This is a genomic window from Marivirga tractuosa, assembly GCF_042140215.1.
GTDB classification, from domain to species: domain Bacteria; phylum Bacteroidota; class Bacteroidia; order Cytophagales; family Cyclobacteriaceae; genus Marivirga; species Marivirga tractuosa_A.
Map to the genome: position 1 here is coordinate 117,153 of NZ_CP159478.1, position 18,845 is coordinate 135,997.

General features: G+C 36.2%; 7 protein-coding genes. All 7 read left to right on the forward strand.

Going from position 1 to position 18,845, the window contains the following annotated elements; translation table 11 throughout:
- Nucleotides 1–113 precede the first annotated feature (113 nt).
- The 7 genes from ABWH96_RS00545 (at nt 114) to ABWH96_RS00575 (ending at nt 18,692) form a co-directional block, all read left to right on the forward strand.
- Nucleotides 114–3,254, forward strand: coding sequence for a hypothetical protein (locus ABWH96_RS00545; protein ID WP_375579598.1), 3,141 nt, complete (start codon nt 114–116; stop codon nt 3,252–3,254).
- Complete coding sequence (locus ABWH96_RS00550; protein WP_375579599.1) at nt 3,251–4,708, forward strand: DUF4062 domain-containing protein; 1,458 nt, start codon at nt 3,251–3,253, stop codon at nt 4,706–4,708. Before ABWH96_RS00545 ends, ABWH96_RS00550 begins: the two co-directional genes overlap by 4 nt.
- Nucleotides 4,671–7,841 (forward strand): High-affnity carbon uptake protein Hat/HatR, encoded by a 3,171-nt coding sequence (locus ABWH96_RS00555; RefSeq protein ID WP_375579600.1) that lies wholly within the window; start codon nt 4,671–4,673, stop codon nt 7,839–7,841. Before ABWH96_RS00550 ends, ABWH96_RS00555 begins: the two co-directional genes overlap by 38 nt.
- Nucleotides 7,828–8,856: a porin family protein gene (locus tag ABWH96_RS00560; protein WP_375579601.1), complete on the forward strand. Its 1,029-nt coding sequence runs from the start codon at nt 7,828–7,830 to the stop codon at nt 8,854–8,856. Before ABWH96_RS00555 ends, ABWH96_RS00560 begins: the two co-directional genes overlap by 14 nt.
- A complete protein-coding gene (locus ABWH96_RS00565) occupies nt 8,853–10,016 on the forward strand; it encodes a hypothetical protein (protein ID WP_375579602.1) in 1,164 nt (387 codons plus the stop codon). Before ABWH96_RS00560 ends, ABWH96_RS00565 begins: the two co-directional genes overlap by 4 nt.
- An 18-nt stretch (nt 10,017–10,034) precedes the next feature.
- Complete coding sequence (locus ABWH96_RS00570) at nt 10,035–17,960, forward strand: T9SS type A sorting domain-containing protein (protein WP_375579603.1); 7,926 nt, start codon at nt 10,035–10,037, stop codon at nt 17,958–17,960.
- A 591-nt stretch (nt 17,961–18,551) separates the two neighbouring features.
- Nucleotides 18,552–18,692, forward strand: coding sequence for a hypothetical protein (locus ABWH96_RS00575; protein WP_375579604.1), 141 nt, complete (start codon nt 18,552–18,554; stop codon nt 18,690–18,692).
- Nucleotides 18,693–18,845 lie beyond the last annotated feature (153 nt).

Genomic DNA, 18,845 nt, shown 5'->3' on the forward strand with positions numbered 1-18,845 from the left:
TCTTAGCTATTTTACCGCTCATCGAAATTAAAAGTCCTTTTTTACAGAATAAATATTACAATCCGAATATTTACTTTAATTTCGTCAGTTAACTAAGAAAACTTTATTTCCCCTTGAAAAAGCTGATCCTCAACGTCTTAAATGCTGAAGAGTCGGAATCCAAAAGAGTATTTTTACTACTCCTCATGGGATTCTTTATGGGCTTTTTCGTATCAGGATTATCTGTAGGTGCAGAAGCTTTATTTTTGAATAACTTTAGCGAGCAAACTGATTTGCCTTTGGCCATTGTGGTTTCAGGTATAATAGGTGTTGTAGCTACTTATCTTTTTAATTATTTTCAATCCAAAATAACGTTTGTTCGACTTGCTGGATATACGTTATTGGTTATTTTCATTTTATTAATTGCAGTCGAAATAGCATACTCTTATTTACCTGATGTTTCTCCTCTTTATTTCATCACTTTTACATTTGTTCTTCCATTTACCTATCTAATTCTATTAATATTTTGGGGTGCATTCGGAAGATTGTTTGACTTAAGGCAATCTAAAAGAATTATTGGAGGAATTGACACTGGCCAGTTAACCGCTTCCATTTTAGCCTTATTAATCATCATCCCATACTTATTAAATCGTCCTGATTTTGCAGAAAAAGATTTAATTACCATGAGTGTAATTAGTCTTGGGGGTATGTTTTTATCATTTCTTTGGTTAATGAACAGTTCCAAGAAATACTTGATTAGAGCTGGGAAAAATGAATTAGTATCCTACAGAAAAGTATTGACAGACAAATATATGCTATTAATGGTGGCCTTTGTCCTGGTTAGTGTTGTGGCAGTAACCTTTATAGATTATTCGTTTTTTAGTGTGGCATCAGCCCAGTTCAATGAGAGTAATTTAGCAACATTCTTAGCTTATTTTAATGGTACCATTATCATATTTAGCTTCCTATTTCAAACATTTGCTACCGATAAAATCATTGCGCTATATGGTCTTAAAGTTTCTTTATTGATAAACCCAATCCTTATTATGATTATGGTGGGTGCGGCATGTTTAATTGGCGCAGGTTTAGGTTTTACACCTGATGACCCCAACTTCATTTTTTTCTTTGTAACAATTGCAGTTAGTAAACTATTTGTAACATCCTTAAAGGACGCATTGGATGAACCCGCATTCAAACTTTATTTTCTTCCGCTAGATGTTGAAAGTCGATTTGATATTCAAGTTAAAATTCAAGGAGTAGTAAACGCATTTGCTGGTATTATTGCCGGTGCGATAATTATAGTACTTAATAATGTAGAGGTGTTTAATCTCTTAACAATATCAGTTGCAGTTCTACCACTATTATTTATTTGGTATTTCGTCACCCAAAAATTGCACAAAGGCTACAGGTTAACCTTACAAGGTACTTTAATTAGAAATAAGGAAAGGAATAAGGTAGATGAAAATGAAAACTCCATCAGCAGGTTATTACAAAAACAAGTAAACAGCCCCGAAGAACATAGAAGGCTTTATGGTTTAAAATTGATGGAAAAACTAGAACCTGAAGAATTTTCTTCCTTTAGGGAAAATTTCAAAGGAGATATTTCACCAAAGATGAAGGACTATCTTGGAGACGGGAATACAGCTTTTGGAGCAAATTCTGATCTTACCTTAAAAAAGTTAGCTGAAAAAGCTCTTAAAGAAAATGAATCCAGAGATATAACTCCGGTAAGTTTTGAACAATTAAGCAGTTGGGCACGCTCATTAGAACCTTCAAAAAGAGTATATACTGCAAGAATTTTCAGGCAGCATGCAGATGCAAAAAACATTTTTCTATTGCTTGATTTGCTAAAGGATGCAAATATTGAAGTGCGCATGGAGGCCATAGAAACCGCTCGTTTACTCAAAAGACATGAGACTTGGAATGTTTTAATTGAGATGCTAGATACTGAAAAGTATGGTCATGCAGCTTCGGCTGCCTTAGTTGCTGCAGGAGATGATGTTTTGCATCATTTAGAATCAGCCTTCCATAAATCTGGACAGTCTGATAAAATAAAAATGGCTGTCGTGAGGATCATGAGTAAAATTAGTGGTGATGAGGCGGAAAAGCTTCTCTTGAAAAAGATTGACTACCCAGATAAGAGAATTGTATATGAAATGTTGAATGGCTTTGGCTATGAAGATTTCAATGCAGTTGGAAATCAAGCACAAATAATCATTACGCTAATTGAGGATGAAATTGGAAAGACCATTTGGAATATGGCCGCTCTACAAGAATTGCCTAAAGAAGAACGGTATTTCATTTTGCGACAAGCTTTTAAAGAAGAAATAGGTCATAATTATGAGCAAATATTTTTATTGCTTTCCTTAATCTACGATACCGAATCGGTTTCCTTAGTAAAAGAAAATATTCTATCAGAAACTTCTGAAGGTATTGCTTATGGTATTGAATTGCTGGATATGTTTATTGATTCTGAACTGAAATCCAAACTATTCCCACTTGTAGACGACATTTCGATTAGTGAAAAAATCAAAGCACTGGACAATTTCTTTCCTCGAGAACATTTTGAACCTTTAAGATTACTTAATAATATTTTAAATCGAGATTACAATCAAATTTCAAGATGGCTTAAAGCCTGTGCTTTATATAACCTGGCATTTCAAAAAGAGTACACTCCAAATTATGCAGTAATAGCTCATATTTTTAATTCTGACAGACTATTGCAAGAAGTGGCCGCTTGGTTGCTCTACCACAGAAAACCTGAGCAGTTTGAAAAGGTAATTACAAGAGTAAATCAGGAAGATCAAGATGATTTAGTAAACACCATTGCCCACAACCAACTCGAAGATGGGTTAAATGATGGCTATTTTCTTTTAGTAGAGATCGTGATGTTTCTTAAACAAATCGAAATATTCAAAAAAATAAATGGTGATCAATTATGTGATTTAGCTGATAATACTCAGGTTATCAGAATGAAATCTGGAGATCGTATTGATTTGAAAGACCCTGAAAATAATGCGATTTATGTAGTTGCAGAAGGAGAATTAAAGTTGCAATCTGAATTTGAACAAGACACAAAGCTAGTTCAAGATGATGTCTATGGTGAATTGTTCATCCCTGAGAAACACTTAAAAGCGGATAGCCTAATTGCTGAAGAAGAATCAGTGGTTTTTCAGCTTAATATCAATAATTTTTACACCCTAATGTCTAGAAGTCAAGAATTTACAAATCAACTTTTTACAGCCATTACCCAACATTATCAATCAAAAGTATGAGTGAAAAATTAGAGATAAATATCATATATGCAGAGAGTGATAATAAACCGATCCTTCAAGATAGAGGCTGGGTAAGCTTTTTTGAAAAGTTTCTGTACATGATGCTAAAGCAAACCATGAACAGACAAATTCAAATTAATATGATTTCAGATTCTGAAGAACAAAAAATTGATATGAAAGGATTATATATACCCATTTTATCTCCAGATTTTATATTATCAGGTGCATGTTTAGATAGAGTTGAAAACCTATTTCTTGAAACTAAGTCAGATAAAATTCACGATAAAATATTTCCAGTCTTTAAGTCTCCATTATCCTATGTAGACATACCTGAGAAACTGAAGCCTTTAAGAAGCTTTATTTTCTATTTGAATAATGAAAATCAGGAACAAGAACTGTCCGACTTCTTTTCTAAAGAGGCAGAAAAAGGATATTGGATGAAAATGGTCGATTTGTGTTTTGATATTTACGAAACCATTCTGAATATGAATAACAAAGGTAAGATTGATAAAACACATGGCCGCAAATCCATTTATTTAGCTGAAACAGGTCAGGATCTTTCAGGAGCCAGAAATATAATTAAAAGAGAACTTAGCCGACATGGGTATGAGGTTTACCCTAAAAGCTTATTGCCCCACACTTATTCCGCTGTTAAAAAATCCATTAATGCCGATTTGAAGAACTGTCAGTTTTCAATTCATATGATTGGCTCATCTTACGGAACTATTCCTAATGGAACCGAAAGTTCGGTTATGGACATTCAAAACATGCTGGCCTCTGAACATGCTAAGGCAAATCCTCAATCTTTCAATAGATTAATATGGATTAGTCCAACACTGAAATATGCTAGTGAAAAGCAAAAGTCTTTTATTCATAATATAAAAAGAGACGACAAGGCATCTTATGGAGCAGAGGTTTTGCAAACTTCATTGGAAGATTTCAAAAATACACTTTGGGAAGAATTATTAGATAAGGGATTGAATAGGAAGTTAAGATCCTCTTTTTCATCTACCCCACAGGATAAGCCTATCTTCTATTTGATTTTTGATGAAATAGATGCTAAGGCAGTAGAAACGGTTAAAAAAGAAGTTTTAAAGCATGATATTGAATTAATAACCTTAGATAATAAAGGTGAATTAATGGATTTAAGAAATAAGCATATTGATGCTTTAAAGCAAATGGATGCAGCCATAGTTTTTCAAGAAAATGTGAATAACCAGTGGGTATACATGAAACTATTGGATTTATTAAAAGCACCTGGCTTTGGCCGTTCAAAGCCGATTTTGGGTAAATTATTAAAGTCTGAAAAAGCAAAAGGATCTGAGGATGAATATATTAGCAGATATGAAGCAGAAATAGACACAAGTACAGATTCCAAAAAATTAAGTAAATTTATTAGTGAAATAATATTGGCTTTTGAAAAGGGCCAAGCAAAAATGGCAGAAGAAAGCTAAAATGAAAGAGGAAAAAATAACCATAACGAAACCTACCCAATCGCAATATGGAAAGAAAAACAATCCATTTCCTGGATTGCGCCCTTTCAAAATTGAGGAAAGCCATTTATTTTTTGGAAGAGAAGGACAAAGCGATGAAGTACTATTAAAACTTTCAAAACATAGATTTGTGGGAGTTATCGGCCCATCTGGAAGTGGTAAATCTTCATTTATATACTGTGGAGTTCTGCCTATACTTTATGGAGGTTTTCTTACGGGAAGATCAACCGATTGGGAGGTTGTGGTTTCAAGACCAGGAGCTGCTCCTATTGATAATTTAGCCCAATCATTACTGAAAGCGGATTTAGTTGACAAAGATTTATCTGAAGAAGACAAACAGATCAAACAAACCATAATATCTTCTTTGCTTAAAAGTTCATCTGCTGGGCTGGTTGAAACCATCATGCAGTTCAAAGGTGATAAGAAAAAAAACTATCTCATTTTAATCGATCAATTTGAGGAATTATTTCGATTCAAAGATTCTTCAAATATTCAATCCGTAAATGAAACTTTGGCCTTTATCAATCTACTGATGGAGGCGGTAAATCATGCAGATGTCCCAATCTATGTGGCCATTACCATGCGTTCTGATTTTATTGGCGAATGCTCACAATTCCCAGAATTAACGCGTCAAATTAACGATAGCCAATATTTAATCCCTCAGATGACGAGGGAACAAAAGCGAAGAGCAATTACTGGCCCTGTAGCCGTTGGAAATGCCGAAATTGCACCAAGGCTAACACAGCAATTATTAAACGATCTTGGTGATAATCCAGACCAACTTCCCATTTTGCAACATGCCTTAATGCGAACCTGGAATTATTGGAGTCATTTTAGAGATTATGAAAATGAACCATTAGACATTAAGCATTATGAAGCCATCGGGACAATGTCCGAGGCCTTGTCAATGCATGCCAATGAAGCTTTCGAAGACCTTAATGAAGAGCAACAAAGAAATTGTGAGTTCCTATTTAAAGCCATAACCGAAAAAAGGGGAGGTGGTAGTTATGGTATCAGAAGACCAACCCAACTGAATGAAATAGCGGCTATTGCGAATACTTCTGAAGAAAAGATTATTCAGGTAGTTGAAAAATTCCGCGATCCGAGCAGATCATTACTGACCCCTCAATATGGAATTCCATTAACAGGAAATTCCATCATTGATATTTCACATGAAAGTATCATGAGAATCTGGAACAGATTGAAAAACTGGGTGAATGATGAAGCTGATGCGGTGGCAATGTACAAAAGGCTAGCTGAGGCTGCGGATATGTTTCAGCAAGGCAAAACCAGTTTGTGGCGTCCACCTGATTTGCAATTGGCAATGAATTGGCAGGAAAAGCATAATCCAACCTTGATTTGGGGACAACGCTATCATCCAGCTTATGAAAGAACGATGTCCTTTTTGGAGCATTCTGAGGAGGAATATGAAATAGAGCAAAGGGCAAAAGAACTGCAGCAAAAAAGAAGGCTTAGGACGGCTAGAGTAACTGCTCTAATAATGGCAGGAGCTACTGTAATTTGTTTTTTATTCTTGATTTATGCTTTCTATCAACAAACACAAGCTGAAAGAAATGCAGATTTAGCCGATGAACAAAGAGAGGCAGCACTTAAACAAACTGAAATTGCAGAGACTCAGCGAGAAAGAGCTGAAGAGCAAGAACTGAAAGCCATTGAAGCACAGAAAGATGCAGAGAAAAATGCAGATTTAGCTGAGGAAAGGAGAGTGGAGGCAACACAATCCGCAGCATTGGCAGAGCAAAGAAGAATTGCGGCAGTAAAAGCTGAAGGTGCGGCAAGTGAAGCAGCTGTAGCGGCTAATAAAGCAAAAGAACAAGCAGAATTAGAAAAGGAAAGAGCTGAGCAAGAAAAAGCAAGAGCCGATCAATTACGTTACTTAGCCATTGCCAATGCTATAGCCGTAAAAGCTCCGCAATTAAATGACCCTCAATTGAAAGGCTTATTAGCACAGCAAGCCTATATTTTTGATGAGCGATATAACGATTATGAGTATGATCCTGAAATTTATGACGGTTTATATTATGCGCTAAAAGAATTCAATCATCCATTTACTCAAAAAATTGATGGGCATCAGAAATCTGCTAAGGTTGTGATTGGAGGCATTTCAGATCAAGAGTTTTTCTCTGCTGGTGCGCAAGGAAGTATCCTCAAATGGGAAAATATTGATAATAAATGGTTAGCAGACACTATTACACCCGTCAGAAAAAGAAGAGTAGTGAAATCCATGATCTTTGATCAAGAGCGGAACCAAATTTATGCTGCTGGCCAGTTTATAACGGAAAATGGAGAATCTATAATTGAAAAATATGACTTAAATGGAGGTGAAGCCCAATTGGAGCAGATTAGTGGAGTAAAGGGAACCTTTGTGAAAATGAGGTTTGCTGATGACAAACTTTGGATTTTAGACGAGGACGGTAAATCCATTAAATATTTAGAAAACGGAAGCAGTCAAAAAATTTATCAATCAGAAGTAAAAATAAATGATTTTGTGGTAGATGAAAACAAGCCTTATTTATGGTTAGCCACGGAATCAGGAGAATTAACTCGCTTGGACAAATCAGGAGAAAATGATACCATTTTATTTAAATCCAAAGCTCCATTAAGTGCCGTAACATCAAAATACAATTTTATAGTTACCGGGGATATTAACGGAATTGTAAATTTATTCTCTGACCATAATTATTCTACACCTAATGCTTTAACCGGCCATATTGGAGGGATAGATGAACTGAAAATCAGCAAAAATGGATCCGCTCTACTAACTGCAGGAAAGGATAGGACAGTAAGGGTTTGGAATTTATCTGAAATTACTCAGCCACCTATTATTTTATCTGATCATAATGATTGGGTTTGGTCAGCAGATTTTAGTGCCAATAATAATTGGATATTCTCCGCCTCGGAGGACGGGAAGTTACATGTTTGGCCTTTTTCAATTGATCGGATGGGAGACAAATTGTGTAATGAATTAGAGAGAAACATGACGCATACAGAATGGGCGACCTATGTAGGTAGTGACTTACCTTACGAAGAAACTTGTGAAAATTTAGATGAATTAACAGATGCAAGCCAATAAAAATCTACTATTACTATTTTTCTTCTTTGCAATTTCATTTAGTGGAATAGCCCAGAGTTCTTGTGTGCAAAACTTAAGAGACGCAAGAAATGCTTATGATGAAGGAAAATTAAAAGAATTACCTGAATTATTATTAGGCTGTATTGAAAATGGCTTTTCGAAAGAAGAAAAGGTAGAAGCTTTAAGACTGGTTACTTTATCTTATTTATTTAATGAAGAACAAGAGAAAGCAGAAAATTCTTATCTGAGACTTTTAAAGATTGATCCTGAATTTGAAGCTAATGAAGAATCAGATCCCACAGAATTATTAATATTGGCAGATAAATTCGATACGGATCCGAAATTTTCATATGGCGTAAAAGCCAGCCAAAACATCAATTTTATTGACTTAGAGTCCTCTGAAATTGTTCTGTCAACTGCTATGCCTGGCGGCTATGAAGCTAGTTTGAATATAAGTTTTGGTTTATTCTTCCAATATCCCTTCAACAATAAATTAGCAATGAATATCGAGTTGCATTATGTAGGCCGCTTCACATCTTTGGAACGGGATATAGTCAATGAATCTAATGAGGATTTAAAGCAAATTATCAACGAAACACAGCAAACTTTTGAAATTCCTCTACTACTCAATTATAAACTACCTACTAGAAAATTTCCTTTAGAATTAACAGGGGGAACAAATGTTCATTTATTGCAATCTGCTTCACTTACTTTAGAAGGTGCTGGGATAAATAGAAATGGTCAAAACATCTTACCCTATAGAAACAGAGTAAATATGAGTGCTGTACTAGGTCTAAGATCAGAATTCAAAATTATCGGTAGAAATTATTTATCTGCGGAAATACTTTATCAACATAGGTTAAGGACAGAAGTAAAATTACCCAGTCAAATGGATCAACTTCAGCTCGACATGCAATTGCAAAATGCACATCGCGAATTTTATTACAGAGGACACGCAGTTGTGATTCGTGTGGGCATTAGGTTCCCTTACTTTAAACCTGAACTAATCAAATGAAAGTAAATTTACATCATATAATATTTCTAAGCTGCATTTTTCTCCTATTTGGATGCGATAGCGAGGACGACCTAAGCCCCGCCTCTCCTAGTTACATCAAAATAATCGAAGGAAATGGAGCAGATGATCCTATTGCAATTAGAACACTGTCAGATGGAACTCTTTTAATCGTATCCAACTCCGTTTCCTTCGAACAAGGAGACCAAATTAGGAAAATCAGAATTCTAAAATTAAATCTGAATGGGAACATCATCAATGAGCAGTTTTTGCCAGAAAGTAATCAAAATTGGGCTGCTCGAGACGTTTTGGTTATGCAAAGTGGAGATATCCTGTTAGCATCAACCATTCAAAATAGCATTGGAGCAGATACTAGTCTTCTGTTTTATAAAATCAATAACAATTTAGATTCCATAGGCACAAGCACTTATAATAATGAAGCCGCCTACACTTTATTTGGAATTGAAGAAGATGATGACGGATTATTGTTCATTGCGCAAGAGTCTAAGGGTTCAGATTCATATCCAATTATAGGCGAATTGAATTCAGACAATTTAGCATTGAAGCGTGATGTTAAAGAAGCTAAAAAATATGATGAATCACCCTCTACAAAAGTGTACCGAAACGAAGCGGGAGAATACGTTTGGGCTTACAATCGAACAAGATCGTATTTGACACGAGTGCAACCCAATTTATTGTTGGTAAATGATCAGGAAATTAATTTAGGAAATTCAGGAGATACTAAAGCGGAAAAATTATTGATGCGTGAAGGAAATCCTATTGTATTTGGAGAAGTAAAGATTAACCAAAGAGATCAGATCTTTTACTATAACCAAAATTCTGGTAATTCCTTTGTTTTTGGATCATCTGCTAATACGCTGCTAAACAATGTGCAGATGACTCCTGATGGTTTTTTGGTGACTGGTTATCAGGATTTACAAATTGAAGGTTCTGAAAACAGGCAAAGGAATTTTTTCCTCTCCAGAAGGAATGAAAATGGGGGAGAAATCTTTTCCAAAACCTTTGGAACGGACGATAATCAGGAATTAACGGACGCAGTCTTCCACAATGGAAGTATTATTTCCATTGGAAAGACTGTTTTTGACGGAGAAAACACTCTTGTTTTGATAAAGACGGACGCCTTTGGGCAATTAAAAAATTAGCATATAAAGCGAGAGCTTATGAAGAAATTATTTTACCAACTTGTATTATTTTCCTGTTTGTCTTTCACCTTAATTGGTAAAGAAACTATGCTGCTAGGAGAAGGAATAACGCCTGTTGAAAGCGGAATTTCCAAAACTGGAGAAACGCTTTTTTCTAAATTAGAAAAAGAGAAAACAAACCGAGTTAAAAGAGAACTTTATTTTGCTGCAACCAATACTTTATCCTTAAATGCACCTGGGACTCCTGTAACCATCAGTTCGGTTAATAATGATGAAAACGGAAGTTATATCACCGTTATGGATTTTGATATGAGCGATGTAGGGGGAGATGGCGAAGACACCCAACTGACTGGTTTTACCATAACAGCTGGAGCAGGTAATACTGTTACAAATTGGAGTGAGATAATCGCAGATGCCAGGGTAGTAAATATCACAAATAATAATGCTGAAGAGTATAGTGATGCGATTTCTGGAATGGCAAATGAACTTGTTTTTAGTGGTTTTTCCAATAGTAATGCCAACCAATTCGGTTTCATACCTGAGGGTGATCCCGATGATGCTTCGGTCAATGTGCAACTACAAATAAGATTAAAAGAAAATATTAGTGCCGCTAATCAAAAGATTATTGATGGTGAAAAATTTGTTTTTCAATTAGAGGCTGCTGAAATAACCGCTGAGACTAGTTCAAGTACCTTTGCACCTGCCGAGTCTATTACGTCAGGGGAAAATACTATAGCAGTAGAAGTCTCTGCATTTAATTTTATAGAGCCTGCAAGTCCTATCAATTTAGATGCTACTGAAACTTTTGCGAATGCCCCTCAAGCAGAGGCAGTTGATGCAAATGGTAATCGGGATTTAGATTATATCGGAACATTTTCAGTTTCCAATGCCGAAGACCCCGATATACCAATGGATAATGTTGCCGAAAGCTCTGATTTAAGTGCTGGCTTGATTACTTTTCCTACTAATTTTAATTATCAAGGAAGTGGAGATGGAACATTAACGATAACGGATGGTGGAATAAGCGGAAGCTCTCCAACAATAACTGTAAATCCAACTGTTTCCTTAACGGAGTTAAATGATGGCGTAACTAGTGGATCATTAGAGAGTGAGTCTACGGATCAAGCAATCCTAGGCTTTTCCATTAGCGTGGTAGGTACAACTGAGGCAACATCCATACAATTCACCTCTAATATTGATTTATCGGGTAAATTAAGTGAATTAAGACTGGTGCGCTCTGATGATGATGTCTATGATAATTTAGGTAATGATGATGTTGAAATAACCTCTGCAAATGTCAACATTGATGGAGCTGGGACCACAATTACTATATCTGGCCTTTCAGAGCAATTTAATTTAGCAAACCCTGCTAAAAACTACTTTTTAATTGCAGATGTCAATTCTTCAGTCAACGGAAATATGCCTGATTTGACCATAAGTTTAAATATCGCAGACATAAATTTTGATAACCCTTCAACAGTTAATAAAGTAGCCAATGATTTTTCCAACAATTACCCTTTTCTGGATGTAACCGCACCAGTGGTTAATAATTTAACAGTTGACAAAAGTTCAATCTCAGAAGCTGATGCTGGGGACAATTTCATCATCACGATCGAGTATAGTGAAAATATGGATTCTTCTACTGAGCCCACTATCACATTTTCTCCTGACGTATCAAGTAGTTTAAGTCCTGCAAGTAGTAGTTGGACTGGAAATACATATGAAGGGGTTTTTACCATTTCAGACCAAAATATTACGGTTAATGATATAGATATCAATGTGACAGGAGCAATAGATGCCTCACCTAATGCTAATACTCAGACAGCTTTTAACCAGACAAATGTATTCTCAATTGATACTGAAAAGCCTAATGCAACACTTACTTTAGAAACAGAGCCTGTAGATACAAGTCCATTAATTATAACTCAAAGCAATAAGACTATCACTTTGACGGCTAATTTCGATGAGGACATGGATCAAACGGAGGCAAATAAACCTACCGTAACTATTTCCTCTCCTGCTGACGCTAATTTTAATTTTGAAAACGAAGGCTGGGATAATAGTCAACAATACACCTATTCTTTTACTCATAACGGGAATCAAGAGGAAATTAGTGGTGCCACTATTACCATATCAGGTGCACAGGATGATGTGGGGAACATAATGGCATCTACTGAGTCTGGTACTTTTGATATTAATACCAATATTCCAGAAATTGAAAGCATTACCTCCACCACTCTGGCAGGTACTTATAGAGAAGGTGATATTGACATAATCGTGAAGTTTGACGAAGAAGTTGTGATAGTTGGTGCACCAAGTCTTGAATTGGCTTTAGATGGTGGAAGTACTAGCAATGCTACTTATGTTATTGGTTCAGAGGATGCCAGTGGTAATGTTACATTTACCTATACTATAGCTCCAGGAGATAATGCCAACCCATTGGAAGTGCAGGCACTGGATTTGAATGGCGGTACGATTAGCAATTCAGAAGGAAACCAAGCTAATACGGATTTGCAAGGAAATGATTTGACTAGTGCAAATATTGTGATAGACACTAAAGCTCCGGAAATCATCAGCATTTCTACAAGCAAAACCGATGGGATTTATGGAATAGGAGAGGAAATAATTATTGCCGTTGAATTTAATGAGGATATTGATATTGATGCAGCTGATCTTCCTAGTCTTGTGCTCAATTCTGGCGCCACTGTCTCCACCGTTTCTGCAAGTGGAGATATTTTAAACTTCACCTACACAGTTGCCGCAGGGGAAAATGCAAACGAATTGGATGTTAGTTCGATTTTATCTCCATCTAAAATATTGGATCTAGTAGGCAATGAGGCGGATCTCTCTTTACCAACAGGTAATAATTTAGCTGATAATAATAATATAGAAATTGACACCCAAGCTCCTGAGCTTGCCGCTGCTAATCCTTTCTCACCAGCGCATGAAAGTTTTAATGTATTATTAAATTCTAACTTTACGATCTCCTTTGATGAACCTGTAATAGGTGCAGGAACTGATAATATTAGGTTATATGATGCAGACGATAATCTTATAACAACTTTTAGCGGGTCTACTGCTTTTACAAATCTTACTGCTCAGAATACTAAAACTTTCAACTCATTTGAGGCTGATCTTGTAGAATCGACTGAATATTATTTTGAATTTGATGAAGGTGCTATTGTTGATCAAGTTGCTAATGAATTTGCAGGCTTTTCAACAGCAGCGACCTGGTCATTTACCACTTTTGGTCCTCCACGTATTGATAATTTTACTCCCACTGCAATTTGTGTAGGTGATCTATTAACCCTAAACGGTCAATTTTTCACGGGTGTGAGTGAAATTTTTATTGATGAAGGAGGGGATTCCTTTGAAATCAACTCTTTTACGATAGCAAATGACAATGAAATCACTTTTACTATGCCAGACGGTGCCTTTGGAGGTAATATCAGATTAGTGAAAAATATAGGTGGGGGAAATGTAGAAAGCGCAACTACTGCTCAGTTAATCAAAGTTGGCCCCAGTGGTGGAGCTATCGAGTTGGTGTCAGGAGAACCCACTTTCTTATGCGACAACGGACCTGCTCCTGTTGATACTAGAATTCTTTTTAATATCGTAGGGGGTTCGGGTACTTATGATATTATTTACAAAGTAGAAGATCAGGCTGGAGGTGACTTATTATCAGAGACTACTATCACAAATTATACTAGCGGTCAAGAAATACTGGTAAATCCTCCTGCAACAGGTGATAATATTTATAAAATTGTTTCTATTGAAGACAAGGATTCGGAATTGAGCTCTTGTGCTGCAGTAACAGATCCGAATAATTTTACTGACTTAACGATTGAAGAGTTCGAACAATCAGTAGTAGAAGCGGGTGGTACCTTCAATAATGATCTCGGCAAGTCAAGTATAGATATATGTTTAGCAGATGTCACCGATGGGATTGACTTATCTATCCTTAATCCTTCAATTGATGGTAGTGTCACTACAGGACAATGGACGATAGTAGGTGAAACATCAAGCAGTGGTGGTTTTACTTCTAATCAAGAATCAAATTCGAATAATCTTGAACCAACTTATTACCCATCATTAACGGATGCTAACAATGGCAGTGTAACCTTACGTTTAACCTCAGATCCACCCACTGGAAACAACCCATGCTCTGGAGATGCCGATGAGGTAACCTTGATCTTTGTAGGGGCGGTTTCTGTCAATGCGGGTCCAGATTTGAATGCATGTATTGGAACTGATGGTAGTGGGAATGAAGTAGTGTTACAACAGCTAAATGCTAATTTTGGTGGTGGCGCTAGTACTTTAGAATGGTCGAGAAATTCTAATAGTCCAAGTTCAACATTTGACGGGACCTGGGGTTTTGCTGATTCCCCTAATGCAACTGTCTTTACAGAAACTACCACTACTCAAAACCCTTATTATAAAGCGAGTCCGGAAGAAATTGATAATGAAAATGCCATTCTGGAGGTTATCCCAACTAGTGGAGGTTGCGGTAGTGGAAGCATTTCTCCCGATATTTTAACCATCAATATCAATGATCTTCCTAGTCCTACCTTGCCCTTCACCGAAGATGTTGTTTGTACAGGAGAACAAGGCGTACGATACGCTGTGCAAACTACTACTAGTACCCTTAATACTTTTGAATGGAATATAGTAGATGCAGACGGGGTGACACGAAATAATCAATTTGAGGGAGCTACAAATTCTAATGTAGTAACCATAAATTTCAGAGACATAGGTGAGGATGAAACAATCGACAAATTAATTGTAAAAGAAATCAACCCTTCTACCGGTTGTGAAAGTATTGCAGATACAATATTGATCACTATTAAGCCTTTGCCAGTAGCCAATATCACTTATGCTGAAAACACAACTGTTTCTCAAGGTGACGACAAAATACTATTAACGGGTGAAGGTGGGCAGCCCGGTGATATTCAAGCAGGAGGCGTATTTTCAGGTTCAGGCATAGTGCAGGATCAATCAGGGAAATACTATTTAGACCCTAGTATTCTAGAAGTAACCGATTTATCTGATCCTTCAGATGATATTATTATTGAGTTTACCTATACTGATGACTTTTCTTGTGAAGCTAAGGATTTTCTTCGTTTTAATATTTACGCAGCAAATTCAAGTTTTCAAAATTTGCAGGACGAATATTGTGTAACGGATGAATCTGATACTATCTATGTTACACCAAGTATCACAGGAGATGATTTTGAAGTGATTGGCATAGTGGGGCCGGGAATTACGGAAATAGGTCTTCAAAATGAAGTAATTGAAGGGTCTACAATCCAAGTATTCAAGGCAATCTTCAATCCCGCTGAAGCATATGAGCAAAACCAGTCCGCAATTGAGCCTTCAGAAGTTACCCTTGGTTTCTCTACTAGGCAAATTAGCAATCCATCAAATATAAGTACCGCAAGTAATGCTCAAACAGTAATGGCTAATCCACTACCTCAATTGGAATTTGAAGGTCCAGAGTATAACTTTTGTACTTATGATGAGGCGGTTGAATTAACTGCTACCGGCACAAATAACCTAAACACCTATTCATTTACATTACTAACCGATAGCTTACCTTCTGGCTTACTTTCAGGTAATGGAAACAGTGGCTATGAATTTGATCCTGCATCCTTAGATCAATACCTTGATAGTATTGGAGAAGAATCCATCGAAATATTTATGGAATATAGCTATACGAATGCTAGTGGCTGTTCAGCTTCAGATTCTTTGTCCTTCTTTGTTTATAAACAACCAGCCCAACCGGAAGTGGAAAATGTGAATCTCTGTAATATTAATGGAAATATTGAAACAGCTGTTATTACCAATTATGAAGGAGATGATGCTAATAGAGAAATAGAGTGGTATAATAATGAAAGCTTATCTGGAGATGAAATAGCAACAGGAAGTAGCTTCACTCCTTCAGCTAACTTTTTTGCTGGTGACAATAAAGAAGTATCTTTTTATGTGACAATAAAAAATATTAACAGCTCAGGTGAAGACGATGAACTTTGCAGAAGTATTCCAACTAAAGTAACATACAGGCTTATTGGATCACCTACGCTTTCATGGAACAAGTCTAGTTTTGGTACAAAACCCGTTGTTTTTTCTATTAGTCATGAAGAAACATATGTTGAAAACTACTTTTGGGAGATTTCCAGAATTACTGCAGATGGATTGGAATCAGAATTGACAGAAACTATAACTGATTTAGACAATAAACAACTAGCAGTTGATTTTGGAAATTATGGTGCTGGCCAATATCAAGTCGATTTCACCATTAACACAAAATTTAGATGCGCTACTTCCATTAGCGAACGGATAGTCATCGTACCAGAAGATATTTCAAGCGACAACTATACCTACAATTTTGAAGCGTCAAACCAAGGATGGGTAGCTTCTATTGACCCTAATAATTCATGGGAATGGAATACTCCAGCTAATGATTCCAATATTCAAACAGAAGGTTCATTTTGGATAACCAATGCAAGCGGATCCTATAATCCTGCGGAGCAATCCTATTTATATTCACCCGTTATGGATTTAAGTCAAATAGATAAACCTGTGGTAAATTTTGATCTGTGGGTTGATGTCATCGATGATATAGATGGCTTGATTCTAGAATATTCAACAGATAGTTTGACTATAGAAGACCCTAATAAACAATGGCAATTATTAGGGAATTTTGATGATGGAATCTCTTCTGGCTTGAATTGGTATGAAAGTACAGGAATAAGATCTAGACCGGGTACAGACAATATTACTGCTGATGGAATCGTAAACAACAACATTTTTAACCAAGGTTGGTCAACGGAAGCAGGGGAAAGTGTAGAAAAATGGGAGGCAAAACATGCGCTAAGTAGCATAGCACAATCAGAGCGCTCCAATGTGATTTTCCGTTTTCAATTCAAATCAAATACCACGGCTTTTCTGCCAGATGGTGTAGCCTTTGATAATTTTAGCATAGAAAGCCTTAACCGTAATGTATTGGTTGAGTATTTCGGGGATGAGGCTCTCACAAGCGATACACAAGAAATGGATTCTTTAGCATCAGTATTTAATGGACCCTCTAGCATGTCATGGATTAATTATAGGATAAATGAGACGGATACTCTTTTTGAACAAAATGCTACGGCCATGCTTTCAAGAATTTATCAATATGATGCATATGAAGCTAGCAATAGGTTTGCAATTGATGGTACACTAAAACAAGAATATTCCTTTAGCACCAATGCGGGAAGAAATGATCTGACGAATAGTGAGCTAAAGCCTAGTGTTGTGGAATTGGAAATGGAAGTAAACAAAAATGGGGATGATCAATTAAGTATAAAAGTTGACTACAACAGTAGTGTGGAATTTTCGGAAAATACCCGACTGTTCACAGCAGTTTTGCATAAAGAGATATCAGATGGTGAATTAGGAAGTAATTCGGCTAAAGTTTATTATAATGTTTTAAGAAAACTATTACCAGATGTAGAAGGAACAAATCTATCGGGCACTAGCACTGGTGAAATTGAAACTACTTTTACGGCTAGCAGAGAATCTGATAATGATGATTTAATCCTGGTTACTTTCATACAAGATGTTGAAACTGGCGAAATTTATCAGTCAGCAAACGTTATAGAAGTACCTAATCTAAGCTATTCAACCGTTACTGCTAATGATAAAACATTGCAGGAAATGGGCGTTCAGCTGTATCCTAATCCTGCTAAAGAACAGTTAAATTTATCATTTGGAAATAAGCTTTCAGAGGGAGTAGAATTAAAAGTATTTGATTTAACTGGAAAATTAATTGAAGAACTGAAATTAGATCAAGGCATTTTTCAATATGAGTTGAACACCCAAAGATTCAAAACTGGGATGTATAATTTATTGATAACAAATGATAAAGGCGAGCATAAAATGCTAAAATTTGCCATCACGAACTAAAGTTAATTACGAATTATGAATTGGCAGAAGTCTAGATTCTAGGGTCTATTTCCTAGAATCTAGACTTTTCTAGTCCTCCATAATCAGTTATTTCTAAGAAGCACTGACCTATCAATCTTTAAACAATAGACAGTTAACAAAACACAATTGACAAATTGCTCTGAACAATTTATTTCAATTTTATTCTCCTCCTATTTCAACCTATCTCAACTGTATTTCCTACAATCCATCAAACTCCGGTCTGACCTTCGGTACTGACCTATTCATAATCATCGTTAAATATCAAGTTCTCATAATTTCCTTTGCGAAAACTTTGCGCCCCTGTCTGCCGATCAGGCAGGATTACGGCTCCCGATTAAAAATACGGGACAAGTATTGCGAGACATTTTTTGCGTCAAAGACGCCAGCGGACGTTTTTCATATAGTAGTATTTGGAATAACAGCCTAAAATTTCCTGTTTTCCTCGGTAAGATTAAAACAAATTAAGACACTTTTTCACTGTTTTCAGATGTCCCAGAGAGCCTAATTATGCATTATATAGCCAATTTTTGCATTTTAAAACTCCCTTATTCATTCATACTTTTTCCATTGATGAAAAAGTATGCAAAAAATCTAGGTAAAATGATGCTACTACCCGCTATTGCCAACGCCTGCCCGCCATTTTACCCTCCAGCCCGCTTTTTCGCTAAGGCGAAATTTGGGGAGTTAGCTATTAATGAATCCATCAAATAAATTCGGTCATATTATACCCTTATTTAACTTCGTTTAACTTGTTTCTGAATATTTTTAGAATATTTGATTAAAAAATTTATACTTTGAATAACTTTGGTGTCCCAACGAGGAAAACAGGAAACAATTGACAGTTTACAAAACACAATTGACAAA

What these genes read in the sequence shown, in the direction of transcription:
- ABWH96_RS00570 (WP_375579603.1), top strand. Translation starts at nt 10,035, where the DNA reads ATGAAGAAATTATTTTACCAACTTGTATTATTTTCCTGTTTGTCTTTC.
- ABWH96_RS00560 (WP_375579601.1), top strand. Translation starts at nt 7,828, where the DNA reads ATGCAAGCCAATAAAAATCTACTATTACTATTTTTCTTCTTTGCAATT.
- ABWH96_RS00565 (WP_375579602.1), top strand. Translation starts at nt 8,853, where the DNA reads ATGAAAGTAAATTTACATCATATAATATTTCTAAGCTGCATTTTTCTC.
- ABWH96_RS00575 (WP_375579604.1), top strand. Translation starts at nt 18,552, where the DNA reads ATGAAAAAGTATGCAAAAAATCTAGGTAAAATGATGCTACTACCCGCT.
- ABWH96_RS00550 (WP_375579599.1), top strand. Translation starts at nt 3,251, where the DNA reads ATGAGTGAAAAATTAGAGATAAATATCATATATGCAGAGAGTGATAAT.